Below are 20,716 nucleotides of genomic sequence, written 5' to 3' on the forward strand. Positions count from 1 at the left end.
TAAAAGAGTAAGAAAAAGAAACTCAAATAATGCACAAAATATGCCAATAAAATAATGAATATTAATCAATATGATAGGAATACAACTTAATGTTCAAACTGAGCGTCGACATTTTTGACGAAAATAATTTAAAGTTTAAAATTGGAATAAAAAGTATGCAAGATAGGGAATTTTTACTGTTTTGGAATAAAAAATTAATCATCTCATCAATAGTTAAATCTCCCGAGATAACAGATTTTTAATGATCCCACATTTATCATTAATATCCATATTCTTACTATGAACTTGTAAAATAACCAAATCTTTCTCTAACCGCTTCAACTTCTCAATATTTTCTCTAATACTGGATAAATGACTCAAAACGACCTCTTCGACTAATTCACAACCCGCATTATTATTATCAATAAGATTGAGTAGTTTTTTGATCTCACGATGCGACATATTAAAATTTCGACAGTTTTTTATAAACCTTAAACGTTCAACATGATTTTCACTATAACTCCGATAGTTATTATTATTTCTATTGGGAGGTAACATTAGCCCTTCACGTTCATAGAAACGAATAGTTTCCCTTGGAATTTTAAATAAATCTGACATCTCACCTATTTTCATTTATTCACCTCAAATAATTTCAATCTAAAAATATGCTAACAATCTTAAACCTTGCCGTCATTGTAAGGTCAAGAAAAATAACAAATAAGCATTTATTAATTTTTAATATCATGATTCAAATTAAGCATCGTAGCGTAGTACAGTTTCTTTTCGATACTTGCCCGGTGTCACTTTCAAGATTCTTTTAAATGCACGATTTAGCTCTTGCTGACTATCAAAGCCATATCGGAATGCAATATCAATAATTTTATCATTGGTTTTTTTTAGATCAGACGAGACCTTTAATAGCCTGATATTTAAAATATATTCACCTAAGTTAACGCCAACCACATGTTTAAATATCCGCTGAAAATGCCATTTTGAATAACCTGCTCTTTCAGAGATTATTTCAATATCGAGAGGTTTATCAACATTTTCATCAATCCAAATAATAATATCATTCACGATATTTTCTCTTAATGCATTATTATTCATCATTAAACACCTCAATGACCGTCATGATTGATTTCATTTTAAACTCTATTTAATTTAAATATAATTAAGTTACTTTAAAGTCATTTAAAACCTTAAAGTAGATACAAGGTCAATAGTTCAGAAGATTATTTTAATTTTTCATACAGTAGCCTTTATTTAATTCCTCATCAAAATAAAATAAATCATCATATTAAAAATCCATATCAAATGTAAACTTACCATCTTTTATTTTTTTGTTTTCATTTAATTAAAACTATTGACTTTACAGCGACTGTAACCTTTACCCTTGCAAAGAATTTATTCAATAACATCCAAATTAACAATTCCTTTATTTAATCAGGCAAGGTTTTTTATGAAAATGAAAATTGGCGTATATGCAGCGCTCTTTACAGCTATCACTCTGGGTGGGCAATCTGCTGCACAAGAAAATAATAATAATGATAGTCAGCCAGAAAGCACTAGCGCCATCATGCTTCCCCAAGTACCTGTCGCTGAGGTTATTCAACGGGATATTATTCCCTCTTCCGAATTTACAGGTTACTTAGCTGCACCTAAAACAGTTGATTTACGTGCCCGAGTCGGCGGTCGAATTAATGCGATTAACTTGCCTGAAGGGCAAATTATTCAAAAAGGGGATTTACTCTTTCAAATAGACCCTCTGCCTTTTCAAATTGCATTGAATAAAGCGATAGGACAACTTAGTCAAGCTGAAGCGTTAGCCTTTCAAGCAAATAAAAATTACAATCGAATCAAAGGTCTGGTTGATAAGGGCGTCGTTTCTCGTAAAGATTACGATGATGCACACGCTAATCGTACCGTCAATAATGCTCAAGTTAAATCTGCCAAAGCCGCAGTTGAAGCCGCTAAATTAAATTTATCGTATACGCAAGTTACCGCGCCAATAACTGGCCGAGTTGATAGAGCGTTAATAACAGAAGGCAACCTTGTGACAGGCGGTGATATCAATACTGCCACACTGTTAACGACAATTGTTTCAATTGACCCTATCTATGCCTATTTTGATATTGATGAAACCACCTTTCATCAACTTTCAGCTATACAGTTCACTCCAAAATCAAAGCAAGATGTCGCATTACCTTCGGTGAATATTCGTTTACCTAATGAACAAAATTATCCTCATTCAGGCACGCTCAATTTTATCAGTAATCAAATTGACCGAGCAACAGGGACAGTCAAAGTGCGAGCTTCACTTAAAAATGAAGATGGCAAACTCACCCCCGGCTCCTTTATTCGCGTTCAACTTCCTATTGGTAACAAAGCGCCATCAATTCTCATTGATGAGCAAGCAATCGGTTCCAACCAAGGACAAAACTATGTATTAGTGCTTGATAAAAATAACAAAGCAGAATATCGACAAGTCGAACTCGGTGCGATGAAAGATGGCTTAAGAGTCATCAATAAGGGCTTAGTACAAGGTGAAAAAGTCATTATCAAAGGTCTTGTCAGACCGGGAATGGAAGTTACGCCTAACGAAATTCCAATGCAATCACCATTGGCTGATAGCAATCTGGCTGAAAACAATATGACCAACAAAAATAAAACGGAGGAAAACAAATAATGAAATTTCCCCATTTTTTTATTCAACGGCCCATTGTTGCCATTGTCTTATCCATATTTATCTTGATAGCCGGTATTCTTAGCTTCTTTAAATTGCCATTAAGCGAATATCCATCCGTTACCCCCCCTACAGTCCAAGTGGTTGCAAGTTATCCGGGCGCAACACCTAAAGTTATCGCAGACACTGTTGCCGCACCGATAGAACAGGCCGTCAATGGCGTAGAAGGGATGCTCTATATGAGCTCTCAGATGTCAACTGATGGAAAAATGGTTTTAACCATTTCATTTGGGCAAGGTGTTGACCCTGACATTGCCCAAATTCAAGTACAAAATTTAGTTTCTAGAGTACTGCCAAGATTGCCTCAAGAAGTGCAACAAATTGGCGTGACAACAGAGAAAACATCTCCAGATGTCCTGATGGTTGTCCATATGTATTCCCCAAATGATGTCTACGACTCACTGTTTGTCTCTAACTATGCCATGTTAAATGTGCGAGATGAAATTGCTAAACTCTCCGGTGTCGCAAGCGCCGTGGTTTGGGGGGAAGGTGAATATGCAATGCGGGCTTGGATAGACCCAACAAAAGTGGCATCAGTGGGGCTGACTGCAAATGATATTGTCGCCGCTATTCGTGAGCAAAATATTCAAGTCGCAACAGGTTCTATTGGACAGCAACCGGATAGCACATCTTCATTTCAAATCAGTGTTAATGCTCTGGGCAGGCTGACAACAGAAGAACAGTTTGGCAATATTATTATCAAAGCTGGCGAAAATGGCCAAATTACGTACTTGAAAGATGTGGCTAGAATGGAGTTAGGTGCAGATAATTATTCATTACGTAGCCTGCTTGATGGTCAAAATGCCGTTGGCTTACAAATTGTGATGAGCCCAGGCGCTAACGCTTTAGATGTATCCAGCTCTGTACGCGAGACTATGTCACGCTTACAGGCTAATTTTATTGACGGTATCGATTATAAAATCGCTTACGACCCGACGGTTTTTGTCAGTGCTTCATTAAAATCAGTTGCGATAACCTTACTTGAAGCGACTATTTTAGTTGTTTTAGTGGTGGTTTTATTTTTACAAAGCTGGCGCGCCTCGATTATTCCACTGGTCGCCGTCCCCGTCTCATTAATCGGCACATTTGCCTTTATGTATTTATTTGGTTTCTCCTTAAATACGCTATCCCTATTTGGATTAGTCATTTCGATAGGGATCGTGGTCGATGATGCCATTGTTGTCGTCGAGAATGTGGAAAGGCATATAACCGAAGGGTTAGCGCCCAGAGAAGCTGCATTCAAAGCGATGGATGAAGTAACGGGCCCAATCTTAGCGATTACCTCTGTGCTAGCCGCAGTATTTATTCCCACCGCATTTTTATCGGGGTTACAAGGAGAGTTTTATCGACAATTCTCATTAACCATTGTTATTTCAACCATTATATCCGCGATTAACTCATTAACCTTAGCACCAGCACTTTGTGCAATGTTACTTAAGCCCCACGGTAAAAATGTAAAAACAGATTGGCTGACACGTATTATTAATCTGATATTCGGTGCTTTTTTTGCCAAATTTAATCTCTTCTTTAATAAGTTGTCAGAAAAATATGTTCAATTAATCCGTCGATGCATTCGAGGCAGCCTTATTATACTGACTCTGTATCTCGGATTTATTGGATTAACCGCACTGGGTTTTAACGTTGTCCCTAACGGTTTTGTTCCCGCACAAGATAAATACTACTTAATTGGCGTTGCACAATTACCGCCAGGTTCTTCACTCGATAGAACCGAAGCCGTAGTAAAAGAAATGTCACGCATTGCACTTGCCGAGCCCGGTGTTGAACACGTGGTCGCATTCCCCGGTTTATCCGTTAATGGGCCCGTTAATATTCCTAACTCCGCCTTGATGTTTGCGATGCTTAAACCTTTTGACGAGCGCACAGACCCATCGCTTTCTGCGAATGCCATTGCGGGTAAATTAATGGGGAAATTTAGTCAAATTCCTGACGGTTTCGTGGGTATTTTCCCACCACCGCCTGTACCAGGATTAGGTGCTATGGGCGGATTTAAAGTCCAAATAGAGGACAGAGCCGATCTTGGTTTTGAAGCGTTAGCTAAAGTACAAGAACAAATTTTAATGAAGGCGATGCAAACACCTGAACTCACAGGGATGATGGCCAGTTTTCAAACCAATTCACCACAAATAGATGTTGATATAGACCGCGTAAAAGCAAAATCACAAGGTGTGGAATTAACCGATATTTTTGATGCACTACAAATCAATCTTGGATCATTATATGTTAATGACTTCAATCGATTTGGCCGAACTTATCGCGTTGTCGTTCAGGCAGACACGCCATTTAGAATGGATGCTAAAGATATTGAATTATTGCAAGTACGCAATAAACACGGTGACATGATCCCGCTAGGCACATTAGTTAACATTACACGTACTACAGGGCCAGATCGCATCATTCACTATAATGGTTTTCCATCGGTAGATATTACAGGAAACGCCGCTCCGAGCTTCACTTCTGGACAAGCAACCGACGCTATTGAAAAAATCTTGCAAGAAACCCTACCGGAAGGTATGACTTATGAATGGACTGATTTAACTTACCAAGAGCAATTGAGTGGTAATTCGGCATTATATATTTTCCCATTAGCCGTTTTATTTGCCTTTTTGATCCTTGCCGCCCAATATAATAGTTGGTCACTTCCCTTCTCTGTTTTATTGATAGCACCAATGGCATTACTTTCTGCGATTGCGGGTGTATGGCTGTTCAATGGTGATAACAACGTCTTTACGCAAATCGCCTTTATTGTCCTTGTGGGACTCGCCGCCAAAAATGCCATACTAATTGTCGAATTTGCTATTGCACAAGAAAAACAAGGAGCCGACCCTATCGCAGCTGTTTTAGAAGCCGCCCATTTACGATTACGCCCAATATTAATGACATCGTTTGCATTTATCGCAGGTGTTATTCCATTAGTTTTGGCGAACGGAGCCGGTTCTGAAATGAGACAAGCCATGGGTATCGCTGTTTTCTTTGGTATGTTAGGCGTGACATTATTTGGCTTAATACTGACACCTGTTTTTTACGTTATTGTCCGTAAATTAACACTCAGAAAGTCGCTATAACAAATAATTTGATATAATACGGAAACCTTTATTCACTAGGTAGATTTTGCCTAGTGAATAAAATATTTTTTTAATACACTTTGTTACCTTAATTTTCATGACATAAATTAACCAATTGATTATAAATATAATAAAATAAAAATCGGTCATATTTCCATCTTAGAAACACACCATAATTGTTCAAACATCAATTTATTCATTAAATAAAAATAAAAAAACCTTGACCTTACCCTTAAGGGAAACCTTATGCTTTCACTCAACAACCTATTCAAGAAGGCAAAATAATGAATACGAATATCTCCCCATCCACATCCAACCGTATAAGTTTACCGGTTGAAGGCATGACCTGTGCATCTTGTGTCGGTCGTGTTGAACGTGCTTTAAAAGCAGTTCCAGAAATAAGCACTGCCGTGGTTAACCTTGCGACAGAACGTGCTGATATTACCTTCACTGGCGCGGCAGATCCCCTTGCAGCAGTACGAGCAATTGAAAACTCAGGTTATACGGTTCGCGAAGAAACCACCGAACTCATGATTGAAGAAATGACCTGTGCTTCTTGTGTCGGTCGCGTTGAAAAAGCTTTAGCACAAGTGCCCGGTGTATTGGAAGCTACAGTGAATCTAGCGACTGAACGCGCCCGTATCCGCCACCTTTCCGGTGCTGTCACTATTGATGATTTAGAAGCTGCGGTTATGCAAGCGGGTTATAAATCTCGTCGAATATCGGCGGGAACAACCAGTAGCAATGACCAAGCAGATGAGCGTCGTGATAATGAAGAGCGTTCATTACGTCGCGCTTTATTGACTGCCACTATTTTTACGCTACCCGTATTCATTATTGAAATGGGATCGCACTTTATTCCCGGCGTACACGAGCTCGTGTCGAAAGTCATGAGCCAACAAACGAACTGGTATATACAGTTTATCTTAGCAACGATTGTTTTATTTGGCCCTGGGATGCGTTTTTTCCGCAAAGGTATTCCAGCCTTATTTCGCGGCGCGCCTGATATGAACTCACTGGTAGCTGTTGGTACAATCGCCGCTTACGGTTATTCCGTTGTTGCTACCTTTATTCCACAAGTATTACCGGTTGGAACGGCAAATGTCTACTTTGAAGCTGCCGTGGTGATCGTCACGTTAATCTTGCTGGGTCGTACGTTAGAAGCGCGCGCTAAAGGAAAAACATCTCAGGCGATTAAACGCCTTGTGGGGCTTCAAGCTAAAACCGCTCGTGTTGAACGTAACGGCGAAACAATTGAAATTCCACTGGATGATGTGACAACAAACGATATTGTTTTTGTCCGTCCAGGCGAAAAAATCCCAGTCGATGGTGAGGTTATTGAAGGCGCATCTTACGTTGATGAAAGTATGATCACCGGCGAACCTGTTCCAGTATCAAAAGAAATTGGCTCTGATGTTGTTGGTGGAACAATTAACAAAACTGGCGCATTCAGTTTCCGCGTCACTAAAATTGGCTCAAATACCGTACTTGCGCAGATCATCCGATTAGTTGAGGAAGCCCAAGGTTCAAAATTACCGATTCAAGCATTAGTTGATAAAGTCACCATGTGGTTTGTACCAGCGGTCATGACGGGCGCAGTAATCACCTTTATTATTTGGATGATTTTTGGCCCAAATCCTGCGCTAACTTTTGCACTGATTAATGCGGTTGCCGTGTTAATTATCGCTTGTCCATGTGCGATGGGACTCGCAACACCAACATCTATCATGGTTGGTACTGGACGTGCAGCAGAGCTTGGTATTCTCTTTCGCAAAGGCGAAGCGTTGCAAGCCCTGCGAGATGTGAGTGTTGTTGCATTAGATAAAACCGGAACATTAACCAAGGGCCGTCCAGAATTAACTGACCTCGTGCCTGCGGATGGATTTGAATATGATGAAGTACTCAGTCTTGTTGCTGCCATTGAGACGCGTTCTGAGCACCCTATTGCTGAAGCCATTGTTGCCGCAGCAAAAGAAAAAGGCATCACCTTTGCCTCAATTGAAAACTTTGAAGCAGTACCAGGCTTTGGTGTTTCAGCTCAAGTCGGTGGCCGCGCAGTTTCAGTGGGTGCCGACCGATTCATGGCACAGCTAGGATTGGATGTTTCAAGTCTACAACAAACAGCTCAACGCCTTGGTGAGCAAGGTAAAAGCCCATTATATGCAGCAATTGATGGCCGCCTAGCCGCAATTATTGCCGTTGCTGACCCGATTAAAGAAACAACACCTGAAGCCATTAAAGCCTTACATGCACTGGGTCTTCGAGTCGCTATGATTACTGGTGATAACGCCGCTACCGCCGCTGCGATAGCAAAACAACTGGGTATCGATGAAATCGCAGCAGAAGTATTACCCGATGGTAAAGTTGCCGCGTTGAAAAAATTTCGCAGCAATGGTAGCAAAGTGGCCTTCGTCGGAGATGGCATCAACGATGCACCAGCACTGGCAGAAGCCGATGTCGGCCTCGCCATTGGAACCGGAACCGATGTCGCCATTGAAGCTGCCGATGTAGTGTTAATGTCGGGGGATTTACGCGGTGTTGTTGATGCGATTGCGCTGAGTCAAGCAACCATCCGGAACATCAAACAAAATCTGTTCTGGGCGTTTGCTTACAATGCCTTATTAATCCCAGTTGCCGCTGGTTTGCTTTACCCGATAAATGGTACGTTATTGTCACCAATGTTAGCTGCCGGTGCAATGGCGCTATCGAGTGTATTTGTACTGGGTAATGCCTTACGTTTGAAACGCTTTCAAGCACCAATGAAAGGTTAATATACCAATAAATACATGACGATTAGCCAGATTGAAAGATCTGGCTAATCTCTAAAAGTAAGTCTTAAAACACAAAGGGATAAATGATGGCGAATCAATCTCATTCCAACATTATTGTTTACACCACACCCACGTGCCCTGATTGTCATATGTTAAAAGAGTGGTTGACCCAAAATGCGTTCCCTTTTGAAGAACGCGACCTCACTGACCCTAAAATCATGATGGAAGCAAAAGAAAATACCGGTGTACGTGTTGCGCCAATTACACTTATTGGCGAACAAATATTTTACGGCACATTCGCATCACAGAAACCAAAACTCATGGTCGCACTAGGTCTAAAACATAGGTAAACATTACATTAATAAAGAAAATGTATCCGCCTACAAAATGGGAGAACATGATGAATATCGGTCAAGCAGCTAAACTCGCTAACATTTCAGCAAAAATGATACGTTATTATGAACAGACGGGATTAATTCCAAAAGCAAACCGTTCTAATGCTGGTTACCGCCATTATACTTTATCGGATGTAGAGAGCTTTCATCTTATTCGTCGTGCCCGAGATCTTGGCTTTTCAACTGAACAGATTTCAGCACTTTTACTGTTATGGCGAGATAGTGACCGAGCTAGCGCCAATGTTAAAGCCATGGCACTAACCCATCTAACTGAATTAAAACAAAAAATAACTGAATTACAAGACATGGCTCAAACACTTGAAAAGCTAACCCAACATTGTCATGGCAATAATCAACCTGATTGCCCGATTATTGCCAGTTTAACTGAACCGACAATTAATACAGAAAAAAACGTTACTAAAACCTCTCGATTTGGAGCTTATGCATCACTGCCATCAAATAAGCGGATTTCGTCTTAATCATTAAAGTATTAAATATAAAATCAATATTTAATACTATTGAAATAAATACACATTATTTACTAAAAATGCATTGACCTTGCTACGCTGGTAAGCCTTACATTACTCAGGAAACCACAATAATTAGGAGAGCAAAATGATTAATTTAACGATACCCAATATGACTTGCGGCGGTTGCGCTAAATCAGTCACAAAAGCATTATTAGATATTGATGCCCATGCACAAATAACCACTGAGCCGGAAACAAGAACTGTTAAAATTCACAGTAACCTCGAAGAGAGTATTTTCCGTACGGCATTAAATACAGCCGGATATCCCGCAGATCCCGCATAGTTTAATTTATTGAAAGATTAGTGGAAGATTAATATTACGATAATAATACAGTGGAAATAATTAACTCATATTTCCGCTGTATTTAGATGCTAAAATGATTAACGATATGAAAACAACACATTCACTGTATTACTAAACGGACCTTGTTTAATCGACTCGTTATTTCTATTTGATAGTTCAGCGCTGTATTGATAATTACCCGGAGCTTGTTGAGAAATAGCGCCTTTATAATAGTCTCGGTCAAACATAACTTCTTGCCCTAAACTTTTATCTGTAATAGTCGCTTGCAACCCGTTCTCAAAAACCAAATATTTACTGTTCACGACGCCACTATTACTTTGGAATTTAACACTCACTTCCAGCGCAGCTTGACAGCTTGAAACAGGTGTTAAAGTGATATTGAAATTTTCTTTAACCGTTTTACCACTATTAAATTGGTCTGGCGTTAACTCTTTAAAATCAACGATCTTATCACTCATAGTAACAATAGGCGTAGGGCAATAGTTAACTAATGTTCCAGTTATCCGAGCATGATAAAGGTCACCTAAACGACGTCCAGTACCATCAGCATGATACCCCACAACAAAAGTACCTGTATCGAATGATTTTAATGGTCCTACTCCTCGTTTAAGAGTGTAAATATACATGAAAGCAATATCAGCAACGGATTGACTCCAATAACCGACCGTTAACTTTGGTGTATTATTTGCTGTAATCTCGACAACTTCATGACTATAAATATTTTGATAAAGTCTAACACCACTCGATAATAAAAGAGCTTTCGTTGTTGCCGGTGTTTGATTATAAAAATAAATAGTTCTATCTGCATTAGACCCTGAAAAATTACAATGCCATGAAAAAAAACCAGTATATCCTTTACCTAATTCAGTTCCCGCGGAGATTTCACCTAAAGTAGTATTCATATCAATATTAATTTCAGGCACAGGATTCCACATATGCCCACCATTCGGAGTACATTCTGCCCCAGCTGCATAAGCAACATTACCTGAAGCTATTAGCAACAAACAAAGTGTACTTTGTTTGATTCGCTTTTTTATTTTTGCGCTATTTCGATAAAATAGTGTCATTTGCTTTTCGCATGAGATGACAATTGACAAGACTGTGACGCATCACATTGATATTGACTAAATTGTAATCCACCAAAATCATCGATATAACCAATATGAAAACTATTCCAAGCCGGATTTTTTAGTTTTACAACTGAATCACTAAAAGGTGCAACAATGGTTTCAGGAAAATCACTATCTTTACGCTGATCCACATTCAGGTTCGTAATAATAATATTAAATGGCGTTGGATTCGTTAGTTTGATATTCCCACCCTGCTTGGTGACTAAAAGATCACGTCGAAAGTCGTTACCCGCAGGCATTTTATATTCAATACCTTTTGGACGATAAAATAGTTTTAATCGTGATTGAATCGTAAATTGAACCACACTTGATTCTTTTCCTTGAGGTGGAATACCTAATAAATTGAAATAAAGTAAACTTTCTCTATCTTGTGGCAACAGGTTCTGCCCTTCCATATAAGTGATTTTTATTTGTTTTTTCTGTTTCGGACTTAATTTTTGTAAAAATGGCAGCGCAACCAAAGAGTTATTTAATTTCTCACCATTTGGTTTTTCAATCCAAGTTTGCGCTAAAAATGAGGATGCGCTGTCTTGATTTTCAATAACAACACTGACTCCTCCATCTTCTTCATTAAAAATAATACGAGTTCTATCTAAGCCCAGCACAGCATATGCTTGACTCATTACGCCAGATAACAAAACAACAAAAATTACTTTTTTAAATAGAGTCATTTTTTTCACCAACATTTTTTAACCACCTTAGTGATTACATAAAGTAATATCGCGGCTTCCAGCAAGAATACTATCTGCGGAGAAAGAACAAGATTGACCATCTCCCCAATTCACACTCAGCTGATCACCCATATTCAGCCCAGTTAAGTAAACAATGCCAGATTCAGCAATAATTCCTGAAATTTTATCATTTGCTCCATTAGTCACAATCGCGCCTAATGGAGGATATTTTCCATCAATAAGCTTTATACGCGTTATTAATGACTTCCCAATATTTGCATCCATTTTCACATAACCGATAGCACCATCAGTAAGTGTAGATTCAAGAATATTTTCTTCAATGTTTACATCGTCTGGTAACTTATTCATATCAACCTTATATTCCATATTATAGTAGGTTGGTACGTTACTGATTGTCGCTATGCCAAAACTATTTGTCGTTGTATTCCCATTTTCAATCACAAGTCCCTTAGTTTTAGGTACCTCAACAATTAAACGAGATTGGTCACGATATGTTAGACGATGTGCAGAAATACCATGTTGTGTCGCGGTTACTGAACCGCTCATTGCCACACTGGCGGAATTCATTGAATCAGACAACGAACCGCTCACTTGTACTTGGCCCAAATCGCCACTATGTGAAATATAAGTGCTCACCATGGCATCAGATAAACTATCTTGCGTTGAAGCAGTCACACTATAATTGGTATTTTTATCCACATAACGACTATAGTTTGCATTGTTCGCATAGCGCTTATCTTTATCACTATAAGAAGCAAAATATGACACTGATGCATTTCTATTATCTGAATTTAATGGCTTACTGATTGAAAGATAAACCTGATTATCTGTTTTATCATAGCCATTACGTATCTGATTTAAAGATAACGAAATGTTACCTCCTTTCATTATGCCTTCATCAAAATATTTATTCAGCCCAACGCTAAAGTAGTTATTTTGCTTACCATTCCAATATGTTTTACGAGATGCCGTTATATTGGCACTTGCATTAATAAAACGTAATTGCTGCGCATACGAAAGTGAGAAAACATGTTTATCTTTGTTGATGTCTTCAAAATTATTATCACTAAAATTCCGATCAACAAAGTTAGTCAAAGAATTAAACGTTTGATCAGCAAAACGATATCCCGTTAAAGTCAATTGGCCATCGATACTCGGTAAATCTTTTGCGTAGTTAATACGATAGCTTTTTCCTTGCTCTCTTCCGGTTAAAACATCTGCATAGGATTGTGTTATATCAACAGAGAGTGCCCCTAAAAAACCGAGGTTTTGCCCTATGCCAACGTTTATAGCTTGATATTTGTTTCCTTGAGTTGCAACAAGCCCACCAAATAGTGAGGTATTATTAAAAACGCCAAGAGAAGTTTCTAACGTAATAAAATTATCATCGGTATGATGACTGTATTTAGGCGCTAATTGACCTGCGTTTAACTTATAACGCACTTGCCCTTTACGAGTTAAGAATGGAATATTTGTTGTCGTAAATTGAAAAGTAGTTTCTTGCCCATTATCTTCAGTGACAGTAACATCCACAGTTCCTATTACCGACTGATTCAGATCTTTAATGACAAAAGGACCCGCAGGTACTTTCACCTGATTGATAATTCTACCATTTTGAGACAAAGTCACCGTTGCATTTGAAGCTGCAACACCGGTAATTTGCGGCGCATAACCTCGCAAATTCTGAGGCATCATGCTTTCATCAGTAAAGAAACTCACACCTTTAAAACGCACGCTATCAAATAAATCAGATCTAATAAAAACTTCACCCACAAATAGCTTTGCAGACAAACTCGCTACATCCCTAAATGCATATACTTGCTCCCAATCGAAGCGACTTTGCTTATCGCCATTAGGATCAACAAGTTTATTTTCATACTGATAATTTGCACGAAAACGCCACTGCGCAACATTGGCACCAATATTACCAAAGGCACTAACGCTATTACTTCTACCGCTATTTTTTCTATAATAATGACTATTATTTACAGTATAATCAAAAATTAACCCTGCAATACCGCTATCTCTCATCTCAGGGCTAACCCAAGAAGAATAAACCAAATTGGTATACTTTTGCGGCATTGAAATAGTCAGAATTTGTTCACTGTCATTAAAAGCCACCACTACATTAGGATCAAGAGAATTTAAGTTAATACAGTTATCTTCTTGAGTAGCAATTAATTTATCTTTTGCTTCATTCGTTAGCGGAAGACGTTTAAGTAATTCAGGAGTAATACAGGGCTCAATTACCCCATTATTATCAATAAATTTAATTTTTTCATTACGAATAATTCGTTTATCGTTAAATACAATATCTGTTTCATACAAACCTTCACTTAAATCGTTTTTTTCAAAATAACTTAAGTCAACGTTATCATCTGCGGATAAGTTAAGTGCATTGATATTAAATGTTTCAGCATTAGAATATCCACCACTAATAAGAAGTGAAATAGCATAGTAAATGCTTTTTTTCTTAAAATACATAAGCTCACTCTTATTATAATAGTGGAAAATATAATTAAACGTCTTACGCCGAAACGGCGTAAGACAATTAATTAAAAAAGTATTGATTTACTATAAATTTATTATTCGTAGCTTAATACATAGTTTGCAACAGAGCTGATAGTACCGGCAGTTGCTACACCAGTCGCTTGAGCTTGAGCAGATAAAATAATTGTTGTTTCTGGTGTTTTCATACCTTGTTCTAAAGTATCACCTGGTTTAATTGCTTTACCTGTATTATCAAAGAAAGCTACCGCGACGTTATCTGCGCTACCCGCATTTGCCCATAAAGTTGCTTTACTTGAATCAGATAGACCATTAAATGCAATTTTAACTTTAGAATAATCTGAACCTGTTGCTGCTGGGTCTAATTGGCAGTCTTGTAATTTTAATTCAAATGTATTTAATGGACCTACTTTACCATCTGCCGATAAGCTTGCTGCTGAAATACTTCCTAATTCAACTTCTTTATTAATATCAGAAGGAGAAATAGTACATGCACCGCTATTTACAACACCTTTGAATGTTATTTTTCCAGAACCCGCATCAGCAGCAATAGCAGAAATTGAAGTTGTCGTTAAAGCTAAGCAAATTGCGATTAAAGTTTTATTCATTTTATATACCTTATTAATTAATGATTTTTGAAAGTGTTTTCTATTATTGGGAACGAGATGAATGATACTGGCTAATATTAAATATAAATACACCCAAGTTGTGTATTTAGCTCGTAGAGTGTAACCAAATATATTCAGTTGAACTGCTAATAAATGCATAATTAAAAGACTCATCTTTATCCTATTAACAGCGAAAACCATAACAAATTAAGAATTAAATCTTGAAAATTTACAAATAAACGGATAAAAATATAAATCAATCAAAAATAAACAAAACAGCAAAGTTAGACGCTACATGTAGACTAAAAATCTATATATACTCACCACAGGAGTTTATGTAGATATTTACTTACATTCACACAAAATTTAATTACAAATTGAACGCAGTTTTTGATGATAGCGCCACTATGCAATGTTATTAAATGTAATCAATTGTTATATAATTTGGTTAATTTTATTTTTTTATAATTAAAACAAAAAAAATAAATTTAAGTTAATTATAATTATATTAACGGATCAATGAATAATGAGCTAAAATAAAATTTAGCTTAATGACAATATTCCACTTAAGGGAATGTAGACACAACGATTATGGACGCTTAACTGATACCTTACATCTTTCATCATCCATTTAATCAGTAGATATTCTTTAAATAATGTTAAATAAACAATGGGCAATATGACTAACTCTAACACTGCCCATTTTAAGTCAATATCAAAAACAATTTAAACATAAGTGATAAATCACAATATTTCTGTATTCAATATTAAAACTCTTCATAAAAAGAAGGGTCTTGATTTTTTAGTCTACCCTTTAATGAAGACAGCATATCGATGACCTGCATATCCTCAATAGATAATGAGAAATCATAAACATCGATATTTTCAATTTGCCGCGATGCATTTGATGATTTAGGTATTGGTAATGCCCCTAACTGCAAATGCCAACGAATAATAATTTGGGACACAGACTTTTTATGTTTATGAGCGAGTTCAAGCAATGCATTATGCGTTAACAGATCACCTGCGCGTCCTAGCGGGCTCCATGACTGAGTAATAATATTTTTTGATTGATCATACTTGCGTTGATCTAACTGATTAAAGTTTGGATGCAATTCAATCTGATTAATCACAGGCAGAATACCCGTTTCTAATTCAAGAGCATCTATATGCTCAGGTAGGAAATTACAGACACCAATACTTCTAATTAGTCCAGATTTTTGTGCATCAATCAAAGCCTGCCATGCTTCAATAAACTTACCCTGCTTGGGATTTGGCCAATGAATTAAATAAATATCGATATAGTCTAAGCCCATACGGGATATAGATTCTTGGACAGTTTGCAGCGCATTTTTATATTGCTGATGACGCCCTGGTAATTTTGATGTGACGGTTATTTTATCTCTAGGAACTGAACTATTTTTTATCGCTTTCCCAACAATACCTTCATTTTCATAATTAAATGCAGTGTCAATTAAACGGTACCCGTTTGACAACGCACTTTCAATTATGCGAGTACCCTGCGAACCATTAAGCGAGTATGTGCCAAATCCAATTTGAGGAATTTGAAAGCCATCCTGTAGTTCATATGACTGAATCATAATATCTCCTTAATTACATTGAAATATCTTATAGTTAAACATTCAAGACTACTAAAACTAGAATAGCATAAACAATCGCCATGTTCCTTTGGCTTAAAATTAATTAGGTTATAACAATAGGGCAGATACATCAGGGTTGCAGTAACTTGGTTGAAATGATGACAAATTGGAAGAGTGATAGCTAACATGATGAATAAAACATAATTTATTCAGTTCCACATATCGTCTTAAAACACTATCGCATTAATTTATAAATTTTTTTAATGTAATATTTTCATAACCAGATATATGAATTACTATAGTGGAAAAGAAACTATATAAAATAAGGACACAAAATATGTCAAAACTGAGTGTAACGTTATTATTACCCTCTGTTTTATTGCTATTTGCCTGTAGTACCCCCACCTTACCCTACGAGGAAATAAGTAAACATTATGTTTATCAGCTAGCAAGCTATGAATCTGACCCCAATTTTCAAACCAACATTCATACTTCAATTAAGCTCAACATCCCCTTTTTTAAGCAATTCTATGATATGGGAATAAAAGATAAACACGACAACATATCCAATGAGGGTTATGTGAAAAAAATTGCCTATTTTTCAACTCCAGAGTTCCTAAACAGTATAAATGCGAAAGAGCAATACATTTCAGAAAAAGTACATGTTGAAACGGTAAGTGGTGCTAACAAATCAAATATTGAGAAAAAAATAATGTCTGAATCAATCATTGCTGCATACAAGGCCGGATATCAAACCATCCAGTAAATGATGTCATGATTCATACAATGGCTTGGCAAAATTCGCTTTATCAGTCTATCGCTTACTTAGCCATTACTTTGCTTATTTTGTATACCACAGAAACAAATTTATGTGGTATACAAAATATCTTCAATTTATTAAAGTTTATCTTTCCTCCCATTTATGCAAAGTTAACGCAGAGAATCATAATTGATATAAAAATACTAAATCATTTTACAAATCAAACATGCTAGTATTAATATTACCCTATGTTCTTGATAGGGGTCACCATGCATCTCCCCTTCAAAATTAACAAATAATCAATATAAATACCGACAATTTTCAAATAAGTCTCATTTTTATTTTAATTATTCCCGTCATTAACAAATTATTAATTTTAAATTAATAGCAAATTAATTTACAAAAAATCAATTTAATTGAATAGCAATAACGAATGGTCATTAATTATATAAAATAACAATTTATTTCATTATAAGACAATGCCATCCTTTCATTTATATTCATAAAGGCAAACCCTTTATCATTACTCTTATTGTGAGTAAAATGGATATTTACCGCATTATTGACAAAAAAATGAACTGCAAGAAAAACAAACAATTAAATCACTTAAAATCAATACGTTGAATTAATTTACCTCATTAAAAACCCAATAAAATGATCGCTTTAAACAATTGATTAACTTTGAATTGATAGGTTTTATCTATCACAATGGTATTAATTGAATGATTTAAACATCTTTACTTAAATTAATTAATTGTATATTTTTGGTTCTAACAAATAATATCTATAAAAATAGTTAGTATGGGAATTCTTTATTATGAATACTATTGTTAACACTTTAGTTGGGAACTATTTAAAAAGTAAACGTATTGAATATGGGATGACTGGAGCTGAAGTCGGTAAGTTATTGCATGTTAGCCAACAACAAGTCTCTCGCTATGAAAATGGCGTAAATACAATATCACTAGACCTTGTTTTACTATTTTTAGATAAATTAGACTTAAGTGTTGAGAGCTTTTTCATCTATTTATTAAAAGAAATAGAGAATGATATTAAAGATAATGAAAAAAATATAAAGGATTGTTTATACACTGACCCAAAATTTATTTTGGTCTAATAAGTACTGTTATATTTAATATCTTTAAAAAACATTAGTTTTTTTTATGCAATACTTATTTCATCTATCATTTAATGCATTGAAAAATTATTAAAATGAATGTTTGGAATCTCATAAATAGATAAATATTAATCAATTTATACCCTGCAACTCGCTCATTGATATTTTGTTTTTTTGTATCAATAACTCAATATACAAGTAGAGATCCTAACTCATTTTACTGTAACGCTAAATGTGATTAGGGTGCTACCTTAAGTAATCAATGAGAATGAAATAACTAATTTTCCCAGTTGTTTTTAATCTCCCCACAGTGGGGGGATTCTCTCATTGATTGCCTAAGATTAAATAGATTATAGCCCATAAAATCACACTAATGCCGACTAAAATTGAATTAAATTATTCATGATAGAAATAGCACCAAAAAAATCAGACAAGCAGATACACTATTTCTATAACAAAAATCATCATAAAACGAGATTAGCTTTAGATACTAACCGGCAGCCGCTTTTGATGTAAAATTTCACAAAATAAGAGTAAACGATAGAATCCAGTCAATATTCACAAAAATGATACTCATAAGAGTATTAAATTCGTTATTTTTATACTCCAATAAAAAAATATTCCATATTGTGATCTGTATCTATATTTATAACATAGTGTGATCAATGTCTAATTTAGACATTTTTTTATAAGAATAACGCATTTTCTGACACTAGTTAAATGCTCTAAAAGTATTGCTAAAGTTAGATAAATACATACAAATATGCATAATTATCCATTATAAAGGCTCTATAGTTATAATTAGTTAAATTAATCGAAAAAAAATACACCATGTCGAATTAATAAAAAAACAGGCTCTAGTTCACATTTTAAGTTTATTTAAGCCTTCTTCTTATTATTTTAATAAATAAGCAATTCAACTTATCAAATAATATTCACCACAATATTACCACACCAGTATCCACATGAAAAACAAGGTAAATATTTTATATGAATTAATTAAAACCAAGCAATTATATTAATATTAATCAATAAACACTCATTAATTGGTTTTAGCCATTCCTTTTAGGCATGCTTGAGGAATTTTCGGAATATTGTCAGGAAAACGGTTTCATAGATAGTATGAATGCGGACAGGATACATTTTATATAAATAAATACGAATAATTCCTAATAACAATTTCTATAATAAAAGGTAACACTATGGGTATATTAAAAGATAGTAAGTTGCTTTTGGTTGGCTTATTTATCATTCTCCTTGCAGAAGCTATAGGGCAAATTAAACTCGGTTTAGTTATGTTTTTCCCGATGCTTTATTCCATGCTGATGGGTGGTATTATTAGCTTTCCAAAATTTAAAATCCTCAACGAAAAAAATATGGCACATGCAACCTCAATAATGAGTGTTGCATTGGTTATCTTGATCGCTAAATTAAGTACTTCTGTTGGGGCTTCTTGGGAAAAAATCATTCAAGCTGGCGGCGCATTAATTTTGCAAGAAGTCGGTCACTTTATCGGTACCATTATTATGGGTCTGCCACTTGCAATTATGCTTGGCATGGGCCGCGAGGCTGTCGGAGCCACATACTCTGTTGGCCGTGAACCGAATATCGCCATTATTGAAGCTAAGTATGGATTAGATTCGCCAGAAGGCCGAGGTGTGATGGCAATGTATATCTGCGGTACATTATTTGGTGCTGTCTGGATGGGAATCTTGGCTAGTGTAATTGCCGGTCTTGATATCCTCAGCCCACTCGCTTTGGCAATGGGTGCCGGTGTCGGAAGTGGATCAATGTTAGCCGCAGCAGTAGCACCACTACTCGAACTTTATCCTAATCAAGCTTCAGAAATTCAGGCATTTTCCTCTTCAGCTAACCTGATGTCCTCGGTATTAGGTCTGTACGTCTACATATTCTTTTCCTTACCATTTGCTTCTTTCCTATACAACAAATTTAAAAGAAAAAATGCAATGGCTGCTACGAATACCAATAAGGAAAGTTAATAATGAAAAAGATGACAGAAATTGCCGTAATCCTAGTTTTAGTCGCTATATTCACAGCTCTGGGTGATGCTATCGGTGGATCACTCTATGGTCGCGGTACATTCGGACAAGTTTTCAGCGATACATTACTCGCAATGGCGTTGTTAAGTGCGATGTCCTTTGTGGCCTATCTCATTGCGCTAATTCCGCCGTTAGGTAAATTGCCGGTTATTTTTTGGGTTTCCCTGATTGCCGCTGGACTATGTTCACCACTATTTCCGTATGATAAAGAAATGATTGCGATGACAGGTAAAGTCTCTATTGCCGTGATCAGTACGACAGTACTAGCATTTGCAGGTCTTTCTCTAGGTAAAGATATTGAAAAGTTCAAAGCCATCTCTTGGAGAATTATTCCGGTATCACTAGCTGTGTTCTCTGGGACATTTATATTCGCCGCACTTATTGGTCAAATAACACTCTCATGGAGTGGCGTTATCTAATTACGGGGAACATTTA

Annotated in this window: 17 protein-coding genes; 10 read left to right on the plus strand and 7 right to left on the minus strand. The window is 36.3% G+C overall.

Going from position 1 to position 20,716, the window contains the following annotated elements:
- Window positions 1–213: 213 nt before the first annotated feature.
- Together AAZR93_RS07790 and AAZR93_RS07795 are read right to left on the minus strand one after the other, a co-directional pair.
- On the minus strand, window positions 214–612 hold the full coding sequence (locus AAZR93_RS07790; protein ID WP_294102932.1) for a MerR family transcriptional regulator: 399 nt from the start codon (window positions 610–612) through the stop codon (window positions 214–216).
- Between the two features lie 120 nt (window positions 613–732).
- The gene (locus AAZR93_RS07795) at window positions 733–1,089 is read right to left on the minus strand and encodes a helix-turn-helix domain-containing protein (protein ID WP_294102930.1); all 357 of its coding nucleotides are present in this window, start codon (window positions 1,087–1,089) and stop codon (window positions 733–735) included.
- Between the two features lie 349 nt (window positions 1,090–1,438).
- On the opposite strand from AAZR93_RS07795, the gene AAZR93_RS07800 reads away from it, so the two are divergent.
- The 6 genes from AAZR93_RS07800 (at window position 1,439) to AAZR93_RS07825 (ending at window position 9,784) form a co-directional block, all read left to right on the plus strand.
- Window positions 1,439–2,665 carry an efflux RND transporter periplasmic adaptor subunit gene (locus AAZR93_RS07800; protein ID WP_434719432.1) on the plus strand — a complete coding sequence of 409 codons (1,227 nt, stop codon included), beginning with the start codon at window positions 1,439–1,441 and terminating at the stop codon, window positions 2,663–2,665.
- Window positions 2,665–5,805: an efflux RND transporter permease subunit gene (locus tag AAZR93_RS07805; RefSeq protein WP_434719433.1), complete on the plus strand. Its 3,141-nt coding sequence runs from the start codon at window positions 2,665–2,667 to the stop codon at window positions 5,803–5,805. The genes AAZR93_RS07800 and AAZR93_RS07805 overlap by 1 nt, the downstream gene beginning before the upstream one ends.
- Window positions 5,806–6,089: 284 nt before the next feature.
- Complete coding sequence (locus AAZR93_RS07810; protein ID WP_434719434.1) at window positions 6,090–8,576, plus strand: heavy metal translocating P-type ATPase; 2,487 nt, start codon at window positions 6,090–6,092, stop codon at window positions 8,574–8,576.
- Between the two features lie 86 nt (window positions 8,577–8,662).
- A complete protein-coding gene (locus AAZR93_RS07815; protein ID WP_434719435.1) occupies window positions 8,663–8,926 on the plus strand; it encodes a glutaredoxin family protein in 264 nt (87 codons plus the stop codon).
- 47 nt (window positions 8,927–8,973) lie between these two features.
- On the plus strand, window positions 8,974–9,450 hold the full coding sequence (gene cueR / locus AAZR93_RS07820; RefSeq protein WP_434719436.1) for a Cu(I)-responsive transcriptional regulator: 477 nt from the start codon (window positions 8,974–8,976) through the stop codon (window positions 9,448–9,450).
- A gap of 136 nt (window positions 9,451–9,586) precedes the next feature.
- Window positions 9,587–9,784: a heavy-metal-associated domain-containing protein gene (locus AAZR93_RS07825; protein WP_434719437.1), complete on the plus strand. Its 198-nt coding sequence runs from the start codon at window positions 9,587–9,589 to the stop codon at window positions 9,782–9,784.
- Between the two features lie 98 nt (window positions 9,785–9,882).
- Here the strand turns inward: AAZR93_RS07825 and AAZR93_RS07830 are convergent, their stop codons facing one another.
- From AAZR93_RS07830 to AAZR93_RS07850, 5 genes are all read right to left on the minus strand, one after another.
- Entirely contained in the window at window positions 9,883–10,872 is a 990-nt protein-coding gene (locus AAZR93_RS07830) for a hypothetical protein (RefSeq protein WP_294349948.1), read from the minus strand.
- The gene (locus tag AAZR93_RS07835; protein WP_336428774.1) at window positions 10,869–11,621 is read right to left on the minus strand and encodes a fimbrial biogenesis chaperone; all 753 of its coding nucleotides are present in this window, start codon (window positions 11,619–11,621) and stop codon (window positions 10,869–10,871) included. Before AAZR93_RS07835 ends, AAZR93_RS07830 begins: the two co-directional genes overlap by 4 nt.
- Window positions 11,622–11,633: 12 nt before the next feature.
- Entirely contained in the window at window positions 11,634–14,111 is a 2,478-nt protein-coding gene (locus AAZR93_RS07840; RefSeq protein WP_434719438.1) for a fimbria/pilus outer membrane usher protein, read from the minus strand.
- 101 nt (window positions 14,112–14,212) lie between these two features.
- Complete coding sequence (locus AAZR93_RS07845; protein WP_294102896.1) at window positions 14,213–14,743, minus strand: fimbrial protein; 531 nt, start codon at window positions 14,741–14,743, stop codon at window positions 14,213–14,215.
- Between the two features lie 767 nt (window positions 14,744–15,510).
- Window positions 15,511–16,344, minus strand: a complete 834-nt coding sequence (locus tag AAZR93_RS07850) for an aldo/keto reductase (RefSeq protein ID WP_434719439.1) — start codon at window positions 16,342–16,344, stop codon at window positions 15,511–15,513.
- Window positions 16,345–16,681: 337 nt separating this feature from the next.
- On the opposite strand from AAZR93_RS07850, the gene AAZR93_RS07855 reads away from it, so the two are divergent.
- The 4 genes from AAZR93_RS07855 (at window position 16,682) to AAZR93_RS07870 (ending at window position 20,700) form a co-directional block, all read left to right on the plus strand.
- Complete coding sequence (locus tag AAZR93_RS07855) at window positions 16,682–17,110, plus strand: Exc2 family lipoprotein (RefSeq protein ID WP_434719440.1); 429 nt, start codon at window positions 16,682–16,684, stop codon at window positions 17,108–17,110.
- Between the two features lie 811 nt (window positions 17,111–17,921).
- Window positions 17,922–18,221, plus strand: coding sequence for a helix-turn-helix domain-containing protein (locus tag AAZR93_RS07860; RefSeq protein WP_294102888.1), 300 nt, complete (start codon window positions 17,922–17,924; stop codon window positions 18,219–18,221).
- 1,202 nt (window positions 18,222–19,423) lie between these two features.
- Window positions 19,424–20,221 (plus strand): DUF3100 domain-containing protein, encoded by a 798-nt coding sequence (locus AAZR93_RS07865; protein ID WP_434719441.1) that lies wholly within the window; start codon window positions 19,424–19,426, stop codon window positions 20,219–20,221.
- 2 nt (window positions 20,222–20,223) lie between these two features.
- Window positions 20,224–20,700, plus strand: coding sequence for a hypothetical protein (locus AAZR93_RS07870; protein ID WP_294102882.1), 477 nt, complete (start codon window positions 20,224–20,226; stop codon window positions 20,698–20,700).
- The last annotated feature ends 16 nt before the right edge of the window (window positions 20,701–20,716 follow it).

This window comes from Providencia sp. Je.9.19, from assembly GCF_051129765.1.
In the GTDB taxonomy this organism is placed as follows: Bacteria; Pseudomonadota; Gammaproteobacteria; order Enterobacterales; family Enterobacteriaceae; genus Providencia.